This is a genomic window from Coleofasciculus sp. H7-2, assembly GCF_042747725.1.
Taxonomy (GTDB): Bacteria; Cyanobacteriota; Cyanobacteriia; order Cyanobacteriales; family FACHB-T130; genus FACHB-T130.
Genome location: NZ_JBHZGO010000048.1, coordinates 138,973 through 155,828, shown reverse-complemented (window position 1 = coordinate 155,828; position 16,856 = coordinate 138,973). Strand labels below are relative to the sequence as shown.

Genomic DNA, 16,856 nt, shown 5'->3' with positions numbered 1-16,856 from the left:
CGAGTGCTAATTGGCTTGGGTGCGGCGACGGCGACAGCGCTCCGAACAGTATTTCACATCATCCCAACAATCTGCCCATTTTTTACGCCAGGTGAAGGGACGTTGACATACCGGGCAAATTTTGCTGGGTAAGTCGGACTTGGAGCGATCGCGCTTCATGTTAATTTGACGATACATTGCCAATATTCAATTTTACGAAATAGATCGGAAATATGGTAATTATGTCCGCCCATAGAGAGATGCGCTTTTAGACTATTTTATTAATTTCAGTCATGGATGAGATTAGATTAGCTAGGGTGCGGATTGTATTGGTAGAGCCAGCAGGTCCGCTGAATGTAGGTTCTGTGGCTCGCGCGATGAAAAATATGGGATTGCGGCAGTTGGTGCTGGTGAATCCCCAATGCGATCGCCTCTCGAAAGAAGCAACGGATATGGCAGTTCATGCCTTAGACTTACTGGAATCGGCTCAGGTAGTAGCGACGATCCCAGAGGCATTACAAGGGTGCGTGAAAGCGATCGCCACCACTACCCGCCCCCGAACGTTAGAAACGCCGCTGGAAAATCCCAGAATCGCTTTACCTTGGTTGCTGGAAGAACCGCTACCATCAGCCTTGATCTTTGGCCCAGAAGATCGAGGGTTAAGTAATGTGGAATTAAACTATGCTCAGCGATTTGTACGCATTACCACCAATCCGGAGTATCCTTCTTTAAATCTGGCTCAAGCAGTTGGCATTTGTTGTTACGAGCTTTACCAAAATTGGTCAGCACTCAGCAGTCAGCCGCAAATCACTGCCAATCAACTGTACGGGCACGGAACTGCCATGCCCGTACCAACTGACAACCCACAACTGACAATTGACCCTGCCCCATTAGAAGTCTTGGATGGATATTATCAACAGATGGAAGCCGTGTTATTAAAAATGGGTTATCTCTATCCCCACACCGCCAGCAGCCGTATGGAAAAATTCCGGCGTCTGTTCAACCGAGCCAATCCCACCAAAGCAGAAGTGGCAATGCTCCGAGGCATTTTCAGCCAGATGGACTGGGCGCTACAATTTCTGCCACATTCTGTTGCTAATGAACCAGAACAGCAAGACGCACCATAAAATAAGCAAAAGTTGGTAGGAACGGTAGCGTTAGCGGTGTTGCTATACGCAAAAGCATTCGTTCCCTGATGCAAGTGATAGACCCTGGAAAAGTAAAGCCAAGGCTGAGCCAATACAGTGGTTAGTCACTCTTTATTAACAGCTAACAATTAACAATAACCATAGTGGTGGAGGAGTTAGGAGTGACTCAGCAGTCTGAAACTCAGTCAGTTGTGTCAGCGGTATCAGGAGGAAGTACGTTTAAAGATAATGGGCAAAGCCCAAACAATTCGTCCTCACCGAACCAACACAATCGTTCTGACATCCGCGAACGTCGACGGGGGCAACAAAAAAGACAACCCGCGTCGCAGAATCGACGCGAGGCACTCAAAACTACGCCCTTGAGCGTGAGCCGTGAAGCGACTGCGACGCCGCGAGGAAAGGGTCAAAGTTCAGCAAGGACGGGTTTCGGTTTGAGAAATGCGCCCCTGAAGACAGAACAAAAGAAATCTTCCCCGTCGCTACGCACTCGAAAGTCCTCCGGTGCCAGTCTGTCGCCGCGAGTGCAGTCAAATTCCGCTCCCAATCGTTCCTTGAGATCCACCACGCCAACTAGGACACCCTCGCAGTTCGGTTCCGATGTGAATCGTGGAAGACAGCGGATAGAAGCACCACTGCCCCAAACAAGCCGTCGCGATCGCTCGCGTCAAGGCGGTTCGATACTCAATCTAAGTCTGGGCGAGGCAGCGCGCCCTTACCCAGTCCCGTCACAGGGGAATGTGAGACGCTTTCAGAAACGCCCTCCTTCCCAGCCCGCAGGCACCCATAAGGGCGGGGGAACTTCACCTCAGCGCCGGACGCGATCGCCTGGACGCCCGGTTTCTCCTTGGCTGTACGGTGCCCGTCTGCTCATCTTGGGGGTGGGAATTGGCGCGATCGCTGGAACTGTTTTATCCGCTTGGGACCCGGCTACCCGCCAGATGGCAGGCGCTGCTAACAAGGAGTCAGTCCTCCTTCAGCAGTCAGCAGTTGGGGCGATTGGTAAAGCGCCAGGACAAAAATCACCTGCCCAATCTGACACGGCGATGGGTACGGCGGCGGGTACTTCCGTCCTGACGCTGAATCAAGAAATCCCATCGTTGAAAGCACAGGTACAGGCGCTGGTGACGCAAAATTCCAAATTAAATCCAGGAGTCTTTTTAGTAGAGTTGGATACAGGTGCCTATCTCGACTGGTCTGGTAACGAAACCTTCCCAGCCGCTAGCACAATTAAGGTGCCAATTCTCGTCGCCTTTTTCCAAGATGTGGATGCTGGAAAAATTCGTCTGGATGAACCGTTAACGCTAGAGAAAAATCTGATTGGTTCTGGTTCTGGCGATTTGCAGTACAAAAAACTAGGGACGAAGTACACCGCCCTAGAGGTGGCAACCAAGATGATTGCGATCAGTGACAACACCGCTACGAATATGCTGATTCATCGTCTGGGCGGTGTTGAGGCGCTGAATCAGCGGTTCCAATCTTGGGGATTGACGACAACCGTCATCCACAACGCCCTGCCCGACTTGGAAGGAACGAACACCACCAGTCCTAAAGAGTTGGCGACGGTGATGGCAATGGTCAATCAAGGGAATGTGGTGTCGGTGCCATCGCGCGATCGCATCTTGCATATCATGCAACAAACGGTGACAGATTCGTTGCTGCCACGAGGACTGGGGAAAGGTGCTAGCATCGCCCACAAAACCGGCGATATCGGCTCTGCGATCGCTGACGTTGGTTTAATTGATATGCCCACTGGCAAGCGCTACATTGCCGCTGTGATGGTGCAACGCCCCCACAATGACGGTAGCGCCTCAGAGTTGATTCGCCAGATATCTCGTGCAGCTTACCAACACTTCAGTCAACCGGCAACACCACCCAGTTCGACGGTAGCGCCTTCAGGAATCTCCAGCCCAATTCCTAAGTCTGTTACGGCTGAAAATCCTACCACTTTTGCTAATTAGTAATTAGTAAAAATGTCCGACGACTAAAGTCGCGGCTAAACAAACAAAGCCTGCCTTCGCAGGCTAATATAAAGCCTGCGAAGGCAGGCTTCGTTCTTCTAGCCCCAGGCTTCTAGCCTGTGGGCGTATATTTGCTATTAGCACTCTTTCACCGGACGATCTCGTTAATTTATCTGCGTCGCTCTATCCGCTCAATTACCATATCTTTCATCATCATATAAAGGATTAATAGAAATAAAAGAAATTGCCCAAATTGTAAAATTGGGTCTAAACGCCAACCTTGCAAAATTAAAATTATTCCGGAAACGATCAGCGAAGGCTCTATAATTGCCGATAGAACTTTATGTAATTTTAAAGCTGAAGCACTCAAGTTATTTGTTCGTCTGGATACTGCACCTCTAATTAAAATCAGGTGGCTTATAGCCAGAATAATATAAAACAAACCTAAAAAAGATGCTGAATTTAAACCAAAGTTGATCATTTCATAAACCTTTTTCTAATTTTCAATAAGATCGCTAGAAATATCTTTGATAATCATGCAAATAATCACCACAGTTAAAAGAAATTGTTCAAATTGAAGGATTGGGTCTAAACGCCAACCTTGAAATAATAAAATAAAGCCATACAAGAACATTAATATTGGTAAAAGTACGATTTGAACAACATAAAGAATTACGAACAAAGCACTCATCTGCCTTGAACGTTTAATTATTAAAATAATAGTGATAATCGGGTAAATTAAACCGATAATCCAATACATTAAACCGAGTAACGAGCCTAAATTTAAACCGTAATTTACCATTAATCGCACTCCTTCTAAAAGAAAAGTTAAAATAGACTACGCCGTATTGTGCTAGAGCTTAACATATCTTATTGCCAAGAGCAGACACTAGAAGCGATCGCATCTACATACTAATGATGAATAATTCTGAAACAACATCCTGGCAAGAAGTCCGCGACGCCTTTAAAAAAATCTGGGGATACGATGATTTTAGACCTCCACAGGGAGAAATTATTCGCAGCTTGTTGCAAAAGAAAGATGCCCTAATTGTGATGCCAACTGGCGGGGGAAAGTCGATTTGTTTTCAACTTCCAGCGCTACTGCAAACGGGACTCACGCTAGTGATTTCGCCCCTGGTGGCGCTGATGGAAAATCAAGTGCAAGAGTTGCGCGATCGCAATTTACCCGCTGCCTTGTTGCATAGCGAAGTACCGACTCACCAGCGACGGCAAACGCTGCAAACTCTAGAACATTTGAGATTATTGTACTTATCCCCAGAAACGCTGCTGAGTGCCCAAGTTTGGGAAAAGTTGTGTCAACCAAAACTAAAAATTAACGGGTTAATTCTAGATGAAGCGCATTGCTTAGTGCAGTGGGGAGAGACATTTCGACCAACTTATCGACGACTGGGCGCGATACGACCGGCGCTGCTAAAATTAAAGCCAGCTGGGACAAAAATAGCGATCGCAGCCTTCACCGCCACCGCCGATCCCTCAGCGCAGCAAACCATCCAACAAGTCTTACAACTCCAACAGCCAGCGGTTTTCAAAAATAGCCCATATCGGCAAAATCTACACCTCAAAGTGCAAACTATTTGGACACCCAGAGGACGCCGCCAAGGGTTATTCAAGTTTATTCAGGAAAGACCAAAACAAGCAGGGTTAGTCTACGTCCGCACCAGGCGAGATAGCGAACAATTAACTCAGTTGCTTAGCGATCGCGGTTATGCAACAGCAGCTTATCACGCGGGGCTGAGTCCAGAGGAACGCCGCTCGATTGAAGCGAATTGGCTGAGTGATAAAATGCCTTTTGTTGTGTGTACCTGCGCCTTCGGCATGGGGATTAACAAGTCTAATGTCAGGTGGGTAGTTCACTTCCACTCGCCTTTGCTGCTTTCCGAGTACGTGCAGGAAGTGGGGAGAGCCGGACGAGATGGTAAATTATCTGAAGCACTAACCTTGGTGAGCGAACCGACGGGGTGGCTGAACCCGGAGGATAAGCAAAGACGGGAATTTTTTGCCGGAAAGATGCGATCGCAATACCGAGACGCCCAGCAACTTGCATCCAAACTCCCGCCACAGGGGGAAGTAGCCGCCATAGCGAAGCAGTTTCGAGACGGGGAAGTAGCTCTCGCCCTCCTCCACAGTGCCGGACAATTGGAGTGGCAAGATCCCTTCCATTATGTTCGGCGTTCGGTCGGGAAATCTCGCTCTTTTGGCGAACTCAGTACCCAGCAGCAGCAAGTGCAGTCTCAGATGGCTCAATACCTGAACACGCGACAGTGTCGCTGGCAGTTTTTGTTACAGGCTTTTGGCTTCACCCAAGAGGCAGCTGGCTGGCGATGCGGACACTGCGATAATTGCGCTCGACGCTAATCTTAGGAATCTGTATCAGTCGTTAACCCCCTGTGAGTAACGTTGAAGATGAAGTTGGTTTTAACTTCGGAATTGAGTCATGCTTGTTCAAACTCATCGTCTGCTGCTGCGCGAATTTACGGAAGCCGACTGGTCTGCCGTTTTAGCATATCAATCCACCGCAGCATATCAACGCTTTTATCCAGAGGTCGGACGCACTGAGGCAGACGCTCGTGCCTTCGTTAATCGCTTCCTCCTGTGGCAGCAGGAAAAGCCCCGATGGAGGTATCAGTGGGCAGTCGCTCTACGGAGACAGGACGGACTGATTGGTAATTGCGGTATCCGCAAAAGCGATCGCGATGCCCCAGAAGCAGAGATTGGGTGTGAATTGGCTCCCGAACACTGGGGCCGAAATTATCCCGCTGAAATGGGTCGCCTGCTACTACACTTTGGCTTTACAGAGCTTGGTCTGCATCGCATTTACGCACACTGTATCGCTGAAAATAGAGGGGCGGTATCATTGGCCCAGAAGCTTGGTATGAGCCAAGAAGGTCGGTTGCGAGAGCATGTCAGCATCCGAGGACGGTGGCATGACACGCTCGTATACGGCATCTTGAAGCAGGAATGGGAGGCGATAGTTGAATAACACCGGGCTAATATCAAATGTGTATAATTGCCCATCATAAAAGAACTTCACCCCCAACCCCTTGCCGCTTGCGGGTAGGCAGCAAAAAGCAAAAGGCAAAAGGCAAAAGAAACAATTTTTACTTTTGCCTTTTCTAGACCCTAAACTTTAGTTGAGCGACGACGAGAGGGCTTATTCTCTCGCTTCTCCCGATCTTGACGACGGCGATCGCGCCATTCTATCGCTGTCAGATAGACGATACCCCCAGAAACCACCATCAACAGGGCGAAGGTAGAAAAAGCTAGAACAGTCAGGACAGAAATTTCCACGATGCTTTTAGAAACCGTTACGACCCCAAATGACCATTGAAATCGACCAAGTAAACAGAACCAAAACTGAAACCCAACCCAGCGTCAAAATATCCATAGTTGTATGTAAAGATAAATGCCCACGCATCACTCCAGCGCCTATCATAATTCAATTTGAGGCATCTATGGCAGACCTCGGCTAATGACGAGTGTGCCAAGAAAACCTTTAACTGAACTAGGAGCGATTTTCACAGGATATTGCACGAGATGGTCGATCGGCTTGAGCGAATAGAATCTATCAAGGCAGGAACTGTTGCTGCTTTGTCTTTTTTCCTGGGTTATGGCATTGCTACTCTGAGCAATATTCTCGTGCTGTCGGAGCAGTTTGAGACACTTGCCAATCTGAAAGTCACCAATGGCGTTCACTTTCTGGTGAGTGTGGCGATCGCTGCTTTGAGTGGCTTTCTCTTTGGCGTCACTTACCGCTATATTATTCGGGAAGACCGCAACCCGCACCTCAAGACTGGCGCAGTGTTTGCCTTTGGGTTGGTGCGGGGATTAGGGCAAGTGGAGGTTGGGTTGAATTTTCCCGATGCCTTCTGGTCGTTTGGGATTCTGGGAGGAGAGAGTATTTTGCTGTTTGCGATCGCTCGTCTCCTCCTCGACTGGACAATTCAGCTAGGCTGGGTAAAACCATTTAAGTCAAGCTAAATTCCTCAAACTCTGGTTGCCCATACATCATATTTCGGTCAACCGCTGATTTGAATTTTTAATTTCTTCCTCGCCACCATCACCAGCCAAGATTGAGCTTCACAGGGCAATCCTGGGGGACGATAGTAGTGGTGGAGAATCTCAAAATCAGCTTGTTCTAGACAGGGTGCCAAAGTTTCATATTCCCACCCAGAAACAAAGCGATAGCCGGTTGGACGAACGCTATAGCCCTCGCTATCTCCACGACAAATAGAGATAATAATTGCACCGCCAGGAACCAGCGCTTGATGCAAATCCTTCAGCACCTTCACCATTTGGGCATGAGGAACGTGAAGTAGCGATGCATTCGCAAAAATCCCATCAAATGTTTCTGGCGGCAGGTCAAGATTGAAAAACGACTGCTGCCAAACCTCACAACCCCACGTTCGTGCCATTTCCACAAACGCAGGCGTTGCATCCAAGCCAATTGCAGTATGCCCCTGACGTTTGAATGCCAGCAAGTCGCGTCCGGGACCACAGCCTAGATCGAGGATTTTACCTGGATTTCTAGGCATCGCCGCTACCAAGGCATCCCGATTTTGGGAAACATCGTGATCCCAAGTTCCCTCCCGGAAAGCTTCCGCCGCCGCTTGGTACTCGGCAATTGTCAGTTGCTCGTGTTCCTGCACAATCCTTCGCCTTGCTCAAAGCTAATAGAATCTTAGTATTCTCTATTTCCTGCGTGTTCTCTGTACCTCTGTGGTTTAAATTATGTTTCCTGGAGAAGTATTCGCCAACACCGCTGATTTTGACACTGGGATTCGCCAGCTGTTGCCACGCTATGACGAAATGCTGGATGCGATCGCCCGTTGTCTACCCTCTACAACCAAAACTATCCTAGAACTCGGCTGCGGCACCGGCGAACTCAGTTTAAAGATACTCAAGCGCTGCCCTGATGCCCAACTGGTTGCCGTAGATTACTCTCCTCGGATGATCCAGTTTGCACAAAAAAAACTCCACGCAGCAGGCTATGCAGAGTGGACGGGAATTGAAGCCGACTTCGGGGACTGGGCGAATCATGCGCTGGAGCTGGGAGAAAGCTTTGATGCCTGTATCTCATCCCTGGCAATTCACCATCTCACTCACGAAATGAAGTTGAAATTATTTCAGCGGATTCGTGAAAGCCTCAACCCAGGCGGTGTCTTTTGGAACGCAGATCCCATCCTACCGGAATCACCGGCGATGCAGGAAATTTACCAAACGGCGCGAGAAGAATGGACATTGCAGCAAGGAACAACGCTGGCAGAAATTCGCGACAAAATTGGTAAGAGTAATCCTCAAGGTTACTCCGGTCAAGATCAATTAGCGACTCTAACCTCCCACCTGGAAATGCTGACAATTGCTGGGTTTGGTACAGTGGCTGTTCCTTGGAAGTATTACGGTTTAGCCGTGTTTGGCGGTTTTGTAGGATAAGCTTTCAATCCCAATACGGTTCGGTTAAAGCTAGTAGGTTGGGTTGAGGTACGAAACCCAACCTACAATTATTGTTAATTATAAGGGAAAGTTTATAGCTCCTATCCGGCGAGGGAAGAGGTTAACAATCATAAGTATCGAGGTGGGCATTGCTCATCTTACTGCTGTAATGCTTGAGTGCGTTTATATGCCAAAATTGCTGAGGATAGGGCTGAACGTTTACTCAGGGAAAATAGGTAAGGAAATTTTATCTTTTTTGTTAGTTCGTATAACAGGATTGGTAATATCAAACTGAAAAAAGTTAGCAGAATGATATGTAAAACCACATGATTGATGTGAAGACCTTTTTGTAGGAAGATTCTAGTTGCTCCCATTGCTAACATATGAGCTAAATAGATGGGCATCGATAAAAAACCTAGGTAGCGAAGAATATCTAATTTTTTTATTTCCGCCAAGTAGAAGGACATTCCTAAGATAAATATGATTCCTCCAGATGCCATGAAAAATCTAGTTCCTGGTTGTTCGCTTAAACCAAAGTGCAAAATGGTCATTTGAAAAATTACAAATATCAGCGCGATCGCGCCGATTTGCTGCTTGTTCAATTTAAGCAAGGTACTCGGAATATTTCTCAAGTCATTCTGCAACCAGCGTGCCACAATTGCCCCAATGACGAAAAACACAAACATACTCATAAATTTAGTGAGAATTTCGCTGGGCGCATAAGGATTCAGCAAGTAAATTAAAATAGAGAAAGAAAGCAAAATATATATATTGATAAATTTTTGAGCAACCACAAAGACTATATAAGCAGCAAATAAAGCATATAAAAACCAAAGGGTAATCAGAGGAATGGGGTTAAAAGCAATGTAAAATGGTAAATCTTTAAACTGCAATTTGATGGGATTATTAGTATAAGCTGACATCAAAACCAAAATACTACCTTGGATAACAGACCAAAGTAAGTAGGGATAAACAATTGTATTAAATTTATCCCACCAAAATTTTTTCTTACCTTTCAATAAGCTTTTTTCTACAAATAAACCGGAAAGAAAAAAGAAAAGTGGCATATGAAAGCTAGAAATAAAATTAAAAGAGTAATCATGAAATAAATCATGCATTCCCATTCCAGCATTTTTGAGGTTTGTTAAAACATGGACATAGACAACTAAAATGATGCCGATGCCTTTGGCATAATCAATCCAGTCAAGTCTACTGCTTGATAATTCCGGCTTAGTTGGTAAAATTTGTAATTCTTCGACAGGCTTCATAATCTTGGTAGTTCCCCTTAATTGCAGTGCTGCATGATTAATGGAACCAGCGATGCCTGTTTTATCAAGTGAAGGATATGGCTTCCGTAAAGACTACAGAAACGCGATATTTCGGCTGCTACGTGCAACTTCTTTGCAAGTTCCGCAGCGAGTCAGACAAAAAAATCAACCTTCAGCTAGATGTAGACAGACACATCTTTAGGTATCAGCACTCTTAAACTACTATCTTCCTCTGGATAGTAGACCGAGGTCAGCCCAAAGATAGATTTTTTTGTGAAGAAAGTATGACGCCTATAACGTGGAATGTGGAATGACCCAATAAGCACTCCCATCCAGTACCCTCTCAGCCCTCAGACCTCAGTCCTCAGCCCTCAGCCCTCAGCCCTCAGCCCTCAGCCCTCAGCCCTCAGTCCTCAGTCCTCACTCCTCACTCCTCACTCCTCAGTCCTCAGCCCTCACTCCTCAGTCCTCACTCCTCACTCCTCAGTCCTCAGTCCTCACTCCTCACTCCTCACTCCTCAGCCCTCAGCCCTCAGTCCTCAGTCCTATAACGGGGAATGACCCAATAAGCACTCCCAGCCAGTACCCTCGTATCCAAAGTGGAAGCTTTCGGGATGCAGAATTTCGGCTAAAATTTCCAGGGAATCTACCAAGCGGGGACCGGGACGGTTGAAGTAGGCGTTGCCATCGGTGATGTAAACTCTGCCGGTTTGTATGGCTTGCAAGCTTTGCCATTCGGGACGTTGGAGTAGCGGCATTGCTTCAGAGCGAGTGCGGTTTAAATCGAAGCCACAGGGCATGAAGATGATGACAGTGGGGTCAGAGGATGCGATCGCTTCCCACTTCAACCAAGGAGAATGTTCACCCTCAACGCCGAATAGAGATAGACCTCCAGCCATTTTGACTAATTCGGGAATCCAATTTCCCGCTGCCATCAGAGGATCGATCCACTCGATACAGGCAACAGTAGGACGATCCCCCCCTAGCCCCCCCTTAGTAAGGGGAGGATGAGAGGTAAGTGCTGGCGTCTTTTGCACGCAAGCGTCGATGCGAGACTGTAAACTAGCCAGCACGGGTGGCGCTGCGACACCCAAGGCGTCGGCGACTCGTTGAATATCTGCCCAGACATCGCTTAAAAAATTAGGCTGTAAGGAAATAATCTGCGGCTGACTGCGCGTAAGCGTAGCAACCGCTTGCTCGACTTCTGAGAGGCTGACGGCACAGACTTCACACTGAGCCTGAGTCAAAATGTGGGTGGGTTGCAGCTGTTCCAGAACGTCGGTTTTGACTTGATAAACACTGAGAGCAGATTGCAACAAATCCGTAACGCGATCGTGAATTTCCGGACTGGTGCCTTCGGGGTTAAATTTGGGCTGGGTGCAGACGGGCAAATTTTGGATTTCTTTTGGATAGTCGCATTCATGCGATCGCCCGACAATCGCATCAGTTAGCCCCAAGATCGCTAAAATTTCGGTAGCACTGGGAATTAGAGACACAATTTTTAGGTTTGAATGAGTCACTTATCCAACTCCACAACAACTTTTCTCTAGAACTCATCATCAATTCTTTCTATCAAACAGTTCCAGAACGGCACTTACGCTGTATAGAAAACAGCTTTATTGGTTAGGGCTAAACCACGAATATGCCTCAATCTCATTCTCGTCTACTTTACTTTCCTACAAATAGCGTCTCCATGCCAATTTCATCAATAAGCCGATTGACCTGGATCGGTTCCTGCGTGTGGTGCAGTCAATCGAGGACTTCTGGCTCACCATCGTCAAACTTCCCCCAAAGTAGAAAAAGCGAAAGGACAAATATTTTTCTTTTCACTTTTAATTTCTCCTAGATTGGGCTTACAATGATAGTTTTGGTTAAAGTTTGAAGGGTACACAAGAGGAAGCTATATGTCCCGATATCGAGGCCCACGCCTCAGAATTGTGCGTCGTTTGGGCGATCTGCCCGGTTTAACTCGCAAGTCAGCCCGCCGTGCATATCCACCTGGACAGCATGGTCAAGCCCGGAAGAAGCGCTCTGAGTATGCTATCCGACTAGAGGAAAAGCAGAAACTCCGCTTCAATTATGGCTTGAGTGAAAAGCAGCTGCTGCGTTACGTGCGGAAAGCACGTCGCGCCACGGGTTCCACGGGTCAAGCATTGCTGCAACAGTTGGAAATGCGTCTGGATAACACCGTTTTCCGGATGGGGATGGCTCCCACGATTCCTGGGGCGCGTCAGCTGGTGAATCACTGTCATGTGATGGTGAATGGTCGCACGGTCAATATTCCCAGCTATCAGTGCCGTCCGGGAGAGGTGATTAGTGTCCGCGATAATGAGCGATCGCGCCGGTTAGTGCAACAGAACCTAGAATATCCAGGTTTGGCAAATATGCCCAGCCATCTAGAGTTTGACAAAACCAAGATGACTGGCAAAGTCAACGGCGTGATTGAGCGCGAATGGATCGCGCTGCAAATCAACGAACTGCTGGTGGTTGAGTACTACTCACGCCAAGCTTAAGAGAATTTTGAGTTTTGAATGAGTCATTAATTATTCAAAACTCAAAATTATTTGTTAGCCTCCAATTTGCGACATGGTGCGGGTATACGCACCAGTCGTGCCAGAATCTCGCTGCTTATAGTTAATCTCTGGTTTCATTAACAGCAATTGCTGCACTTTATTCCGTAGTTCGGCTGTATCAACACCGGCGCGGAGGGCGGTTTTTAGGTCAATTTGACCCGTCTCATTCAGCAGACAAGGACGCAATATGCCATCAGCAGATAGCCGCATCCGGTTACAGCGATCGCAAAAACACTCGGACATCTGACTGATAAATCCCAGCGTCCCTTTGGCTCCGGGAATCTGGAAGACATCGGCAGGACCGTTACCACGAACATAAGATTCTGTCAAGCCAAAAGTGTCGCGGATGCGTTGTCGCAAATCGGCGGATGCCACCCATCCATTGCCGACAAATAACCGATCGTTGCCAATTGGCATAAACTCAATAAACCGGACGTGCCATTGCCGGTCAATTGTCAAGGCAGCCAGATCCAGCACTTCTTGGTCGTTGACATCGGGAATGACCACCACATTCAGCTTCAGGGGATCGAACCCGACGCGATGGGCGGCTTGAATTCCGTCCCAGACTTTCTGCCACTGAGAACGACCGCGATTGCCAATAATTTTGTCAAAGGTTTCGGGATTGAGCGAATCCAGACTGATATTTAGGCGTCGCAACCCGGCGTCGTAGAGTTGTTGCGCCATCGGGGCGAGTAAAAATCCGTTGGTGGTCATTGAGAGGTCTTGAGTTTCGGGCAGGGAAGCGATCGCCCTCACCAACTCCACCACCCCCGGACGCAGTAGCGGTTCGCCCCCAGTCAGACGAAACCGAGTAAATCCTACCGGGATAAACACCTCTTCGATCAGGGTGAGCAATTCCTCATGAGTTAACAGCTGTTGCTGCAAAATGTAGTCAAGCTCAGCACCCTCCGGCATACAGTACTGACACCGGAAATTGCAGCGGTCAATTAAGCTAATCCGAAGGTAGTCTACCTGATTCATGTTTTTTTTGGGGTTGATGAGAACACCAACCCCTAACCCTTACCCTTATTCTGATCGATTTGTCAGTGGATCTACAGAAATCGGGACTGAAAGCGGTACAAGTTGGGGTTTCGTCGGAAAGAGCGATCGCCAAACCTTCCGAATCGGATGACTGCGATGCTCCTTGACAAATACTAAAGGCAGGATAGCCACAAGTCGTAAAACAGCGGACAGAGCAAACACGGTTGGCAAGCCACCGAAATTGTCCAACTCAGCCAGAAAGCCCCCTACAGTAGTTCCCAGTGCGCCACTGACACCCGCAACCGCCGCAGCGATCGCAAAGTAGGCAGATTGATGGCGTCCCGCTGCCACTGCCATTTGCAAATTGTTGGTACACAAGTCAATCGCTGCCCAGGTGCCACCCATAAACAGGTGTAAAAGCGGGAACCAAACCCAAACTGAAACTGGGTCAGCCCCAAGTCCCAGCCAGAGTAAAGGCGTCAGTGCGACCAACACCCCCACAAATACCAGAAGCGGACGATTCCCAATTCGGTCTGCCAGCTTCCCCCATACCACCATCATCACCAAGGTAGCCGCAGCCGTTAAACTGCTATAGAGCGTTACCCAGCTAACATCGATATTTAGGTTGTCCAGCAGGTAGAGACTGAAGAAAGGAGTGCAGATATTAACAGCAAATGCCCAAAAGCTAAAGTAAAACAGAAACCTTAAAAAATTGCCATTTTTGAGGAGAGCGATCGCACTTCCCCAACCCTCAGTTTCCCCTGCGTCGTCAGCAGTGCCGTGCTGCGTCAGCGGGTTCACATCCACCATAAAGAACTGACAGCCCAAACTAATTAACCCAATGATGACTCCCAAGCACAAGACCACACCGTAACCCTGAAGCGCCCCACCAGGCCAAGCCGACACGGCTAAACCGAGCAGCGGCACAGAGAGCAGAGTGGTCAAGCTGATAGCACTATTGCGAACGCCAAAATATCGCCCCCGCAACTGCTCCGGAACCAACGCCGCCATCCAACTGAGCCAGTTAGCACTGCCCAAGCTGCCAATGACATTGGTTGCCAAGACGATGGCTAATGTCCAGATGACCAGGCTGTGCGAATCGGTTTGGTGCCAACAATTCCAACCAATTCCCGCCACTAAAATCAGCCACAGCAGCCGCGACGGGCCGTAAATCCAGACATTAAACCAGTGGCGACTGGTGGTTCGTTCTGACAGATAAGCTCCCAGTGGTTGCAGCAAATTCACCAGCATGGGAACGGACGACAGCATCCCAATCTCCATTGGACTTGCACCCAATTGGAGCAAGAAATTACTGAGCAGGACGCCACCCGTAATGCCGCCAAACATGACAGCAAAGACAGCATCCCACGTAGACGCCTTCAGGCTAGACCGAATTTCCTGTTTGGAAAGTTTGGAGGGTGGATTGGAAGAAACTACCACTGGGGAAGCGGCGGTAGTTTCTAAAACCTCCAAAACTGGAAGAGATACGGTTTCAACTGGGACTTGCAACGGTAAACTCCTCGACTGATTTAGATACGCTGGAATCGGGAACCACTGACTTTCTCTCTACTAAACAGACCTCTTGCCGACAGCACGGACGACAGTCCTGTCTGTCTTGGCTCGAAGATGGACGTTTTAGAACGATAGACTGAGAAGTCTCCGTTGGGCAGCTTCCCGCAGTCAGATAACTTTCTCAATCCTTTGAAACAAACATTCAAAATAATAAAATCTCTCTGCCGCTAGTTAATAAATGGTAACAATCGTGACTTTGACCAGTGGACGTAAAACCAATACATCTTCGGTTAACATTTCCCCTTGGAAAGGGTGATTCGGTGGTTTCCCCTGCCCTTGTAAGGAAGGGTTAGGGGGAAAGGGAGTGTCTTTTCGGGAAAAGGATTCAGCGCCAGACTTTCCTCCCTTAAACATCTCTTTCCCACTTTTTCTACCCAAAGACTGACTGGTGACAGCACTTGGAATCTCGGCTCTCGTCGTCAGAGTAGAGTCGCTATCCCTTTTAGGGTTCCCAGGAAACCTCAGTAAATATCTACAAGCCGCTTAGTGAATCGATCGAACTGCCTTTGCCCAAATCCTTTTCTTTCAGAAAACGGGGATTTCAGCAGTTTTTTGAGAATTTGCTACCAGTATCATCTCTATATCAGGGCGCAGGAGAACCGATTTGAACCGCCAAGACATCGTCGGGTACCCTTTGTGGGTGCCTAACCAACAATCATCGCATCTGCCAAAAGAGAGGGGAGCTGAAGTGCATGGCAAACAAGCAACAGTGGGCTTTACTCAAGCAAGGAGTAGAAGCCTGGAATAAGTGGCGTAAATTGAGTCCTGGAATCTCGCCAAATCTAATTGGAGCCGATTTACGCCAGGAAGATTTGGGTGGAGTCAACCTGATGGGGGCGTCTCTGTGCAGTGCTGACCTGAGTGGAGTCAATCTGATGCAGGCATCTCTGCATCAAACAGACCTTCGGGGTGCGGATTTACGGGGAGCATACCTGAGTAAAGCGGACTTGTCAGAGGCAGATATCACTGAAGCTAATCTCAGCGAAGCCTACCTCTTTGAGGCGAACCTGAGCCGGGTAAACCTCGAAGGCGCAGATATGCACTGGGTCTACCTTGGTAAAGCCGATTTGTCTGGGGCGAATTTGATGGGGGCGAACCTCACAGAGGTAGATATGCGGGGAGCCAATCTAATCGGGGCGAACCTCCGCGAGGCGGATTTGTTCAAAGCGAACCTGATTGGGGCGGATTTACAAGGAGCCGATCTGCGCGGGACGAATTTAGGTGGGGCAAACTTGATGGGGGCAAGGTTGTTCAAGACTAACTTTGAGAATGCGAACCTGGAGGGTTGCTTAGTTTATGGGATTTCGTCTTGGGGGTTAAAGCTGGAAGGAGCCAACCAGTCAAATTTGGTGATTACTCCGCCAGGGGAACCGGCGATCGCGCTGGATAATCTGGAAGTAGCGACGTTTATTTACTTGTTGCTGAATCACCAGAAAATCCGCGAGGTTTTCCCCTCGGTTGCCTCCAATATCGTGCCGATCTTGGGCAGCTTCAAAGCAGATGGGCGGAAAGATTTGCTGGAGGGGATTCGGAATGCCCTTCGCCAACATGACTATTTGCCTTTGTCGGTGGAGTTAGAAAAAGCAGCTACGCCGGAACTCATAGAGGCAATCTCCACCGTAGCTGGGATGGCGAAGTTTATGATTGTGGATTTCACGGACGCCAGCAGCATCCCCCAAGAATTACTAAAAATTCTCCAGGGTATCCCTTTGGTGCCGGTGCAACCGTTAGTGCAAGTGAATAGCAAAGAGGCGGCTGTGTCGGAGGAGTTTCAGGAATATCCCTACGCTCAATCCATTTACCAGTATCAGAGCCTTGAAGATGCGATCGCTTCTGTAGAAGAAAAAATTATCGCCCCCGCTGAGGCGAGGGCGAAAGATTTACTGGGCGGAAGTTAGCAAAACTACCCAACGCTCAGGACACAGA

The 16,856-nt window shown here is 48.2% G+C and carries 19 protein-coding genes and 1 pseudogene; 10 read left to right on the top strand and 10 right to left on the bottom strand.

Annotated features, from left to right (window positions below; translation table 11 throughout):
• Window positions 1–6 precede the first annotated feature (6 nt).
• On the bottom strand, window positions 7–159 hold the full coding sequence (locus ACFW2W_RS12005) for a DUF2256 domain-containing protein (RefSeq protein ID WP_378177993.1): 153 nt from the start codon (window positions 157–159) through the stop codon (window positions 7–9).
• Window positions 160–272: 113 nt separating this feature from the next.
• Here ACFW2W_RS12005 and ACFW2W_RS12000 point away from each other — a divergent pair, with 113 nt between their 5' ends.
• Together ACFW2W_RS12000 and ACFW2W_RS11995 are read left to right on the top strand one after the other, a co-directional pair.
• On the top strand, window positions 273–1,106 hold the full coding sequence (locus tag ACFW2W_RS12000) for an RNA methyltransferase (RefSeq protein WP_378177873.1): 834 nt from the start codon (window positions 273–275) through the stop codon (window positions 1,104–1,106).
• Window positions 1,107–1,288: 182 nt separating this feature from the next.
• Window positions 1,289–3,085: a serine hydrolase gene (locus ACFW2W_RS11995; protein WP_378177870.1), complete on the top strand. Its 1,797-nt coding sequence runs from the start codon at window positions 1,289–1,291 to the stop codon at window positions 3,083–3,085.
• Between the two features lie 169 nt (window positions 3,086–3,254).
• Here the strand turns inward: ACFW2W_RS11995 and ACFW2W_RS11990 are convergent, their stop codons facing one another.
• Entirely contained in the window at window positions 3,255–3,566 is a 312-nt protein-coding gene (locus tag ACFW2W_RS11990; protein ID WP_378177867.1) for a Ycf66 family protein, read from the bottom strand.
• Window positions 3,567–3,581: 15 nt separating this feature from the next.
• A complete protein-coding gene (locus tag ACFW2W_RS11985) occupies window positions 3,582–3,887 on the bottom strand; it encodes a Ycf66 family protein (protein WP_378177864.1) in 306 nt (101 codons plus the stop codon).
• 116 nt (window positions 3,888–4,003) lie between these two features.
• On the opposite strand from ACFW2W_RS11985, the gene ACFW2W_RS11980 reads away from it, so the two are divergent.
• On the top strand, window positions 4,004–5,461 hold the full coding sequence (locus ACFW2W_RS11980; protein ID WP_378177990.1) for a RecQ family ATP-dependent DNA helicase: 1,458 nt from the start codon (window positions 4,004–4,006) through the stop codon (window positions 5,459–5,461).
• Between the two features lie 79 nt (window positions 5,462–5,540).
• Window positions 5,541–6,086 (top strand): GNAT family N-acetyltransferase, encoded by a 546-nt coding sequence (locus ACFW2W_RS11975; protein ID WP_378177861.1) that lies wholly within the window; start codon window positions 5,541–5,543, stop codon window positions 6,084–6,086.
• 140 nt (window positions 6,087–6,226) lie between these two features.
• Here ACFW2W_RS11975 and ACFW2W_RS11970 read toward each other — a convergent pair whose 3' ends face one another.
• On the bottom strand, window positions 6,227–6,394 hold the full coding sequence (locus ACFW2W_RS11970; protein WP_378177858.1) for a hypothetical protein: 168 nt from the start codon (window positions 6,392–6,394) through the stop codon (window positions 6,227–6,229).
• A 7-nt stretch (window positions 6,395–6,401) separates the two neighbouring features.
• Window positions 6,402–6,491: a cytochrome b6-f complex subunit PetN gene (gene petN / locus ACFW2W_RS11965; RefSeq protein ID WP_190414712.1), complete on the bottom strand. Its 90-nt coding sequence runs from the start codon at window positions 6,489–6,491 to the stop codon at window positions 6,402–6,404.
• 149 nt (window positions 6,492–6,640) lie between these two features.
• Between petN and ACFW2W_RS11960 the strand changes: the two genes are divergently transcribed.
• Window positions 6,641–7,084, top strand: a complete 444-nt coding sequence (locus ACFW2W_RS11960) for a hypothetical protein (RefSeq protein ID WP_378177855.1) — start codon at window positions 6,641–6,643, stop codon at window positions 7,082–7,084.
• Between the two features lie 38 nt (window positions 7,085–7,122).
• On the opposite strand, the gene ACFW2W_RS11955 is transcribed toward ACFW2W_RS11960, so the two are convergent.
• The gene (locus ACFW2W_RS11955; protein ID WP_378177851.1) at window positions 7,123–7,752 is read right to left on the bottom strand and encodes a class I SAM-dependent methyltransferase; all 630 of its coding nucleotides are present in this window, start codon (window positions 7,750–7,752) and stop codon (window positions 7,123–7,125) included.
• Window positions 7,753–7,834: 82 nt separating this feature from the next.
• Here ACFW2W_RS11955 and ACFW2W_RS11950 point away from each other — a divergent pair, with 82 nt between their 5' ends.
• On the top strand, window positions 7,835–8,536 hold the full coding sequence (locus ACFW2W_RS11950; RefSeq protein WP_378177848.1) for a class I SAM-dependent methyltransferase: 702 nt from the start codon (window positions 7,835–7,837) through the stop codon (window positions 8,534–8,536).
• A gap of 158 nt (window positions 8,537–8,694) precedes the next feature.
• On the opposite strand, the gene ACFW2W_RS11945 is transcribed toward ACFW2W_RS11950, so the two are convergent.
• Window positions 8,695–9,804, bottom strand: coding sequence for an acyltransferase family protein (locus tag ACFW2W_RS11945; protein ID WP_378177845.1), 1,110 nt, complete (start codon window positions 9,802–9,804; stop codon window positions 8,695–8,697).
• Window positions 9,805–10,107: 303 nt separating this feature from the next.
• On the opposite strand from ACFW2W_RS11945, the gene ACFW2W_RS11940 reads away from it, so the two are divergent.
• Complete coding sequence (locus tag ACFW2W_RS11940; RefSeq protein WP_378177842.1) at window positions 10,108–10,365, top strand: hypothetical protein; 258 nt, start codon at window positions 10,108–10,110, stop codon at window positions 10,363–10,365.
• Here the strand turns inward: ACFW2W_RS11940 and ACFW2W_RS11935 are convergent.
• Window positions 10,350–11,324, bottom strand: a complete 975-nt coding sequence (locus ACFW2W_RS11935) for a cobalamin-binding protein (protein WP_378177839.1) — start codon at window positions 11,322–11,324, stop codon at window positions 10,350–10,352. The two genes, ACFW2W_RS11940 and ACFW2W_RS11935, sit on opposite strands and share 16 nt — an antisense overlap.
• A gap of 169 nt (window positions 11,325–11,493) precedes the next feature.
• Here ACFW2W_RS11935 and ACFW2W_RS11930 point away from each other — a divergent pair.
• Both ACFW2W_RS11930 and rpsD read left to right on the top strand, forming a co-directional pair.
• Window positions 11,494–11,601 (top strand): annotated as a pseudogene (locus tag ACFW2W_RS11930) (response regulator); the annotation flags it as partial.
• A 107-nt stretch (window positions 11,602–11,708) separates the two neighbouring features.
• Complete coding sequence (rpsD, locus tag ACFW2W_RS11925) at window positions 11,709–12,317, top strand: 30S ribosomal protein S4 (protein WP_378177836.1); 609 nt, start codon at window positions 11,709–11,711, stop codon at window positions 12,315–12,317.
• 54 nt (window positions 12,318–12,371) lie between these two features.
• On the opposite strand, the gene moaA is transcribed toward rpsD, so the two are convergent.
• Together moaA and ACFW2W_RS11915 are read right to left on the bottom strand one after the other, a co-directional pair.
• On the bottom strand, window positions 12,372–13,358 hold the full coding sequence (gene moaA, locus ACFW2W_RS11920; protein WP_378177833.1) for a GTP 3',8-cyclase MoaA: 987 nt from the start codon (window positions 13,356–13,358) through the stop codon (window positions 12,372–12,374).
• Between the two features lie 45 nt (window positions 13,359–13,403).
• On the bottom strand, window positions 13,404–14,867 hold the full coding sequence (locus tag ACFW2W_RS11915; RefSeq protein ID WP_378177830.1) for an MFS transporter: 1,464 nt from the start codon (window positions 14,865–14,867) through the stop codon (window positions 13,404–13,406).
• Window positions 14,868–15,622: 755 nt separating this feature from the next.
• On the opposite strand from ACFW2W_RS11915, the gene ACFW2W_RS11910 reads away from it, so the two are divergent.
• Window positions 15,623–16,828 (top strand): pentapeptide repeat-containing protein, encoded by a 1,206-nt coding sequence (locus ACFW2W_RS11910; protein ID WP_378177827.1) that lies wholly within the window; start codon window positions 15,623–15,625, stop codon window positions 16,826–16,828.
• Window positions 16,829–16,856: the final 28 nt, after the last annotated feature.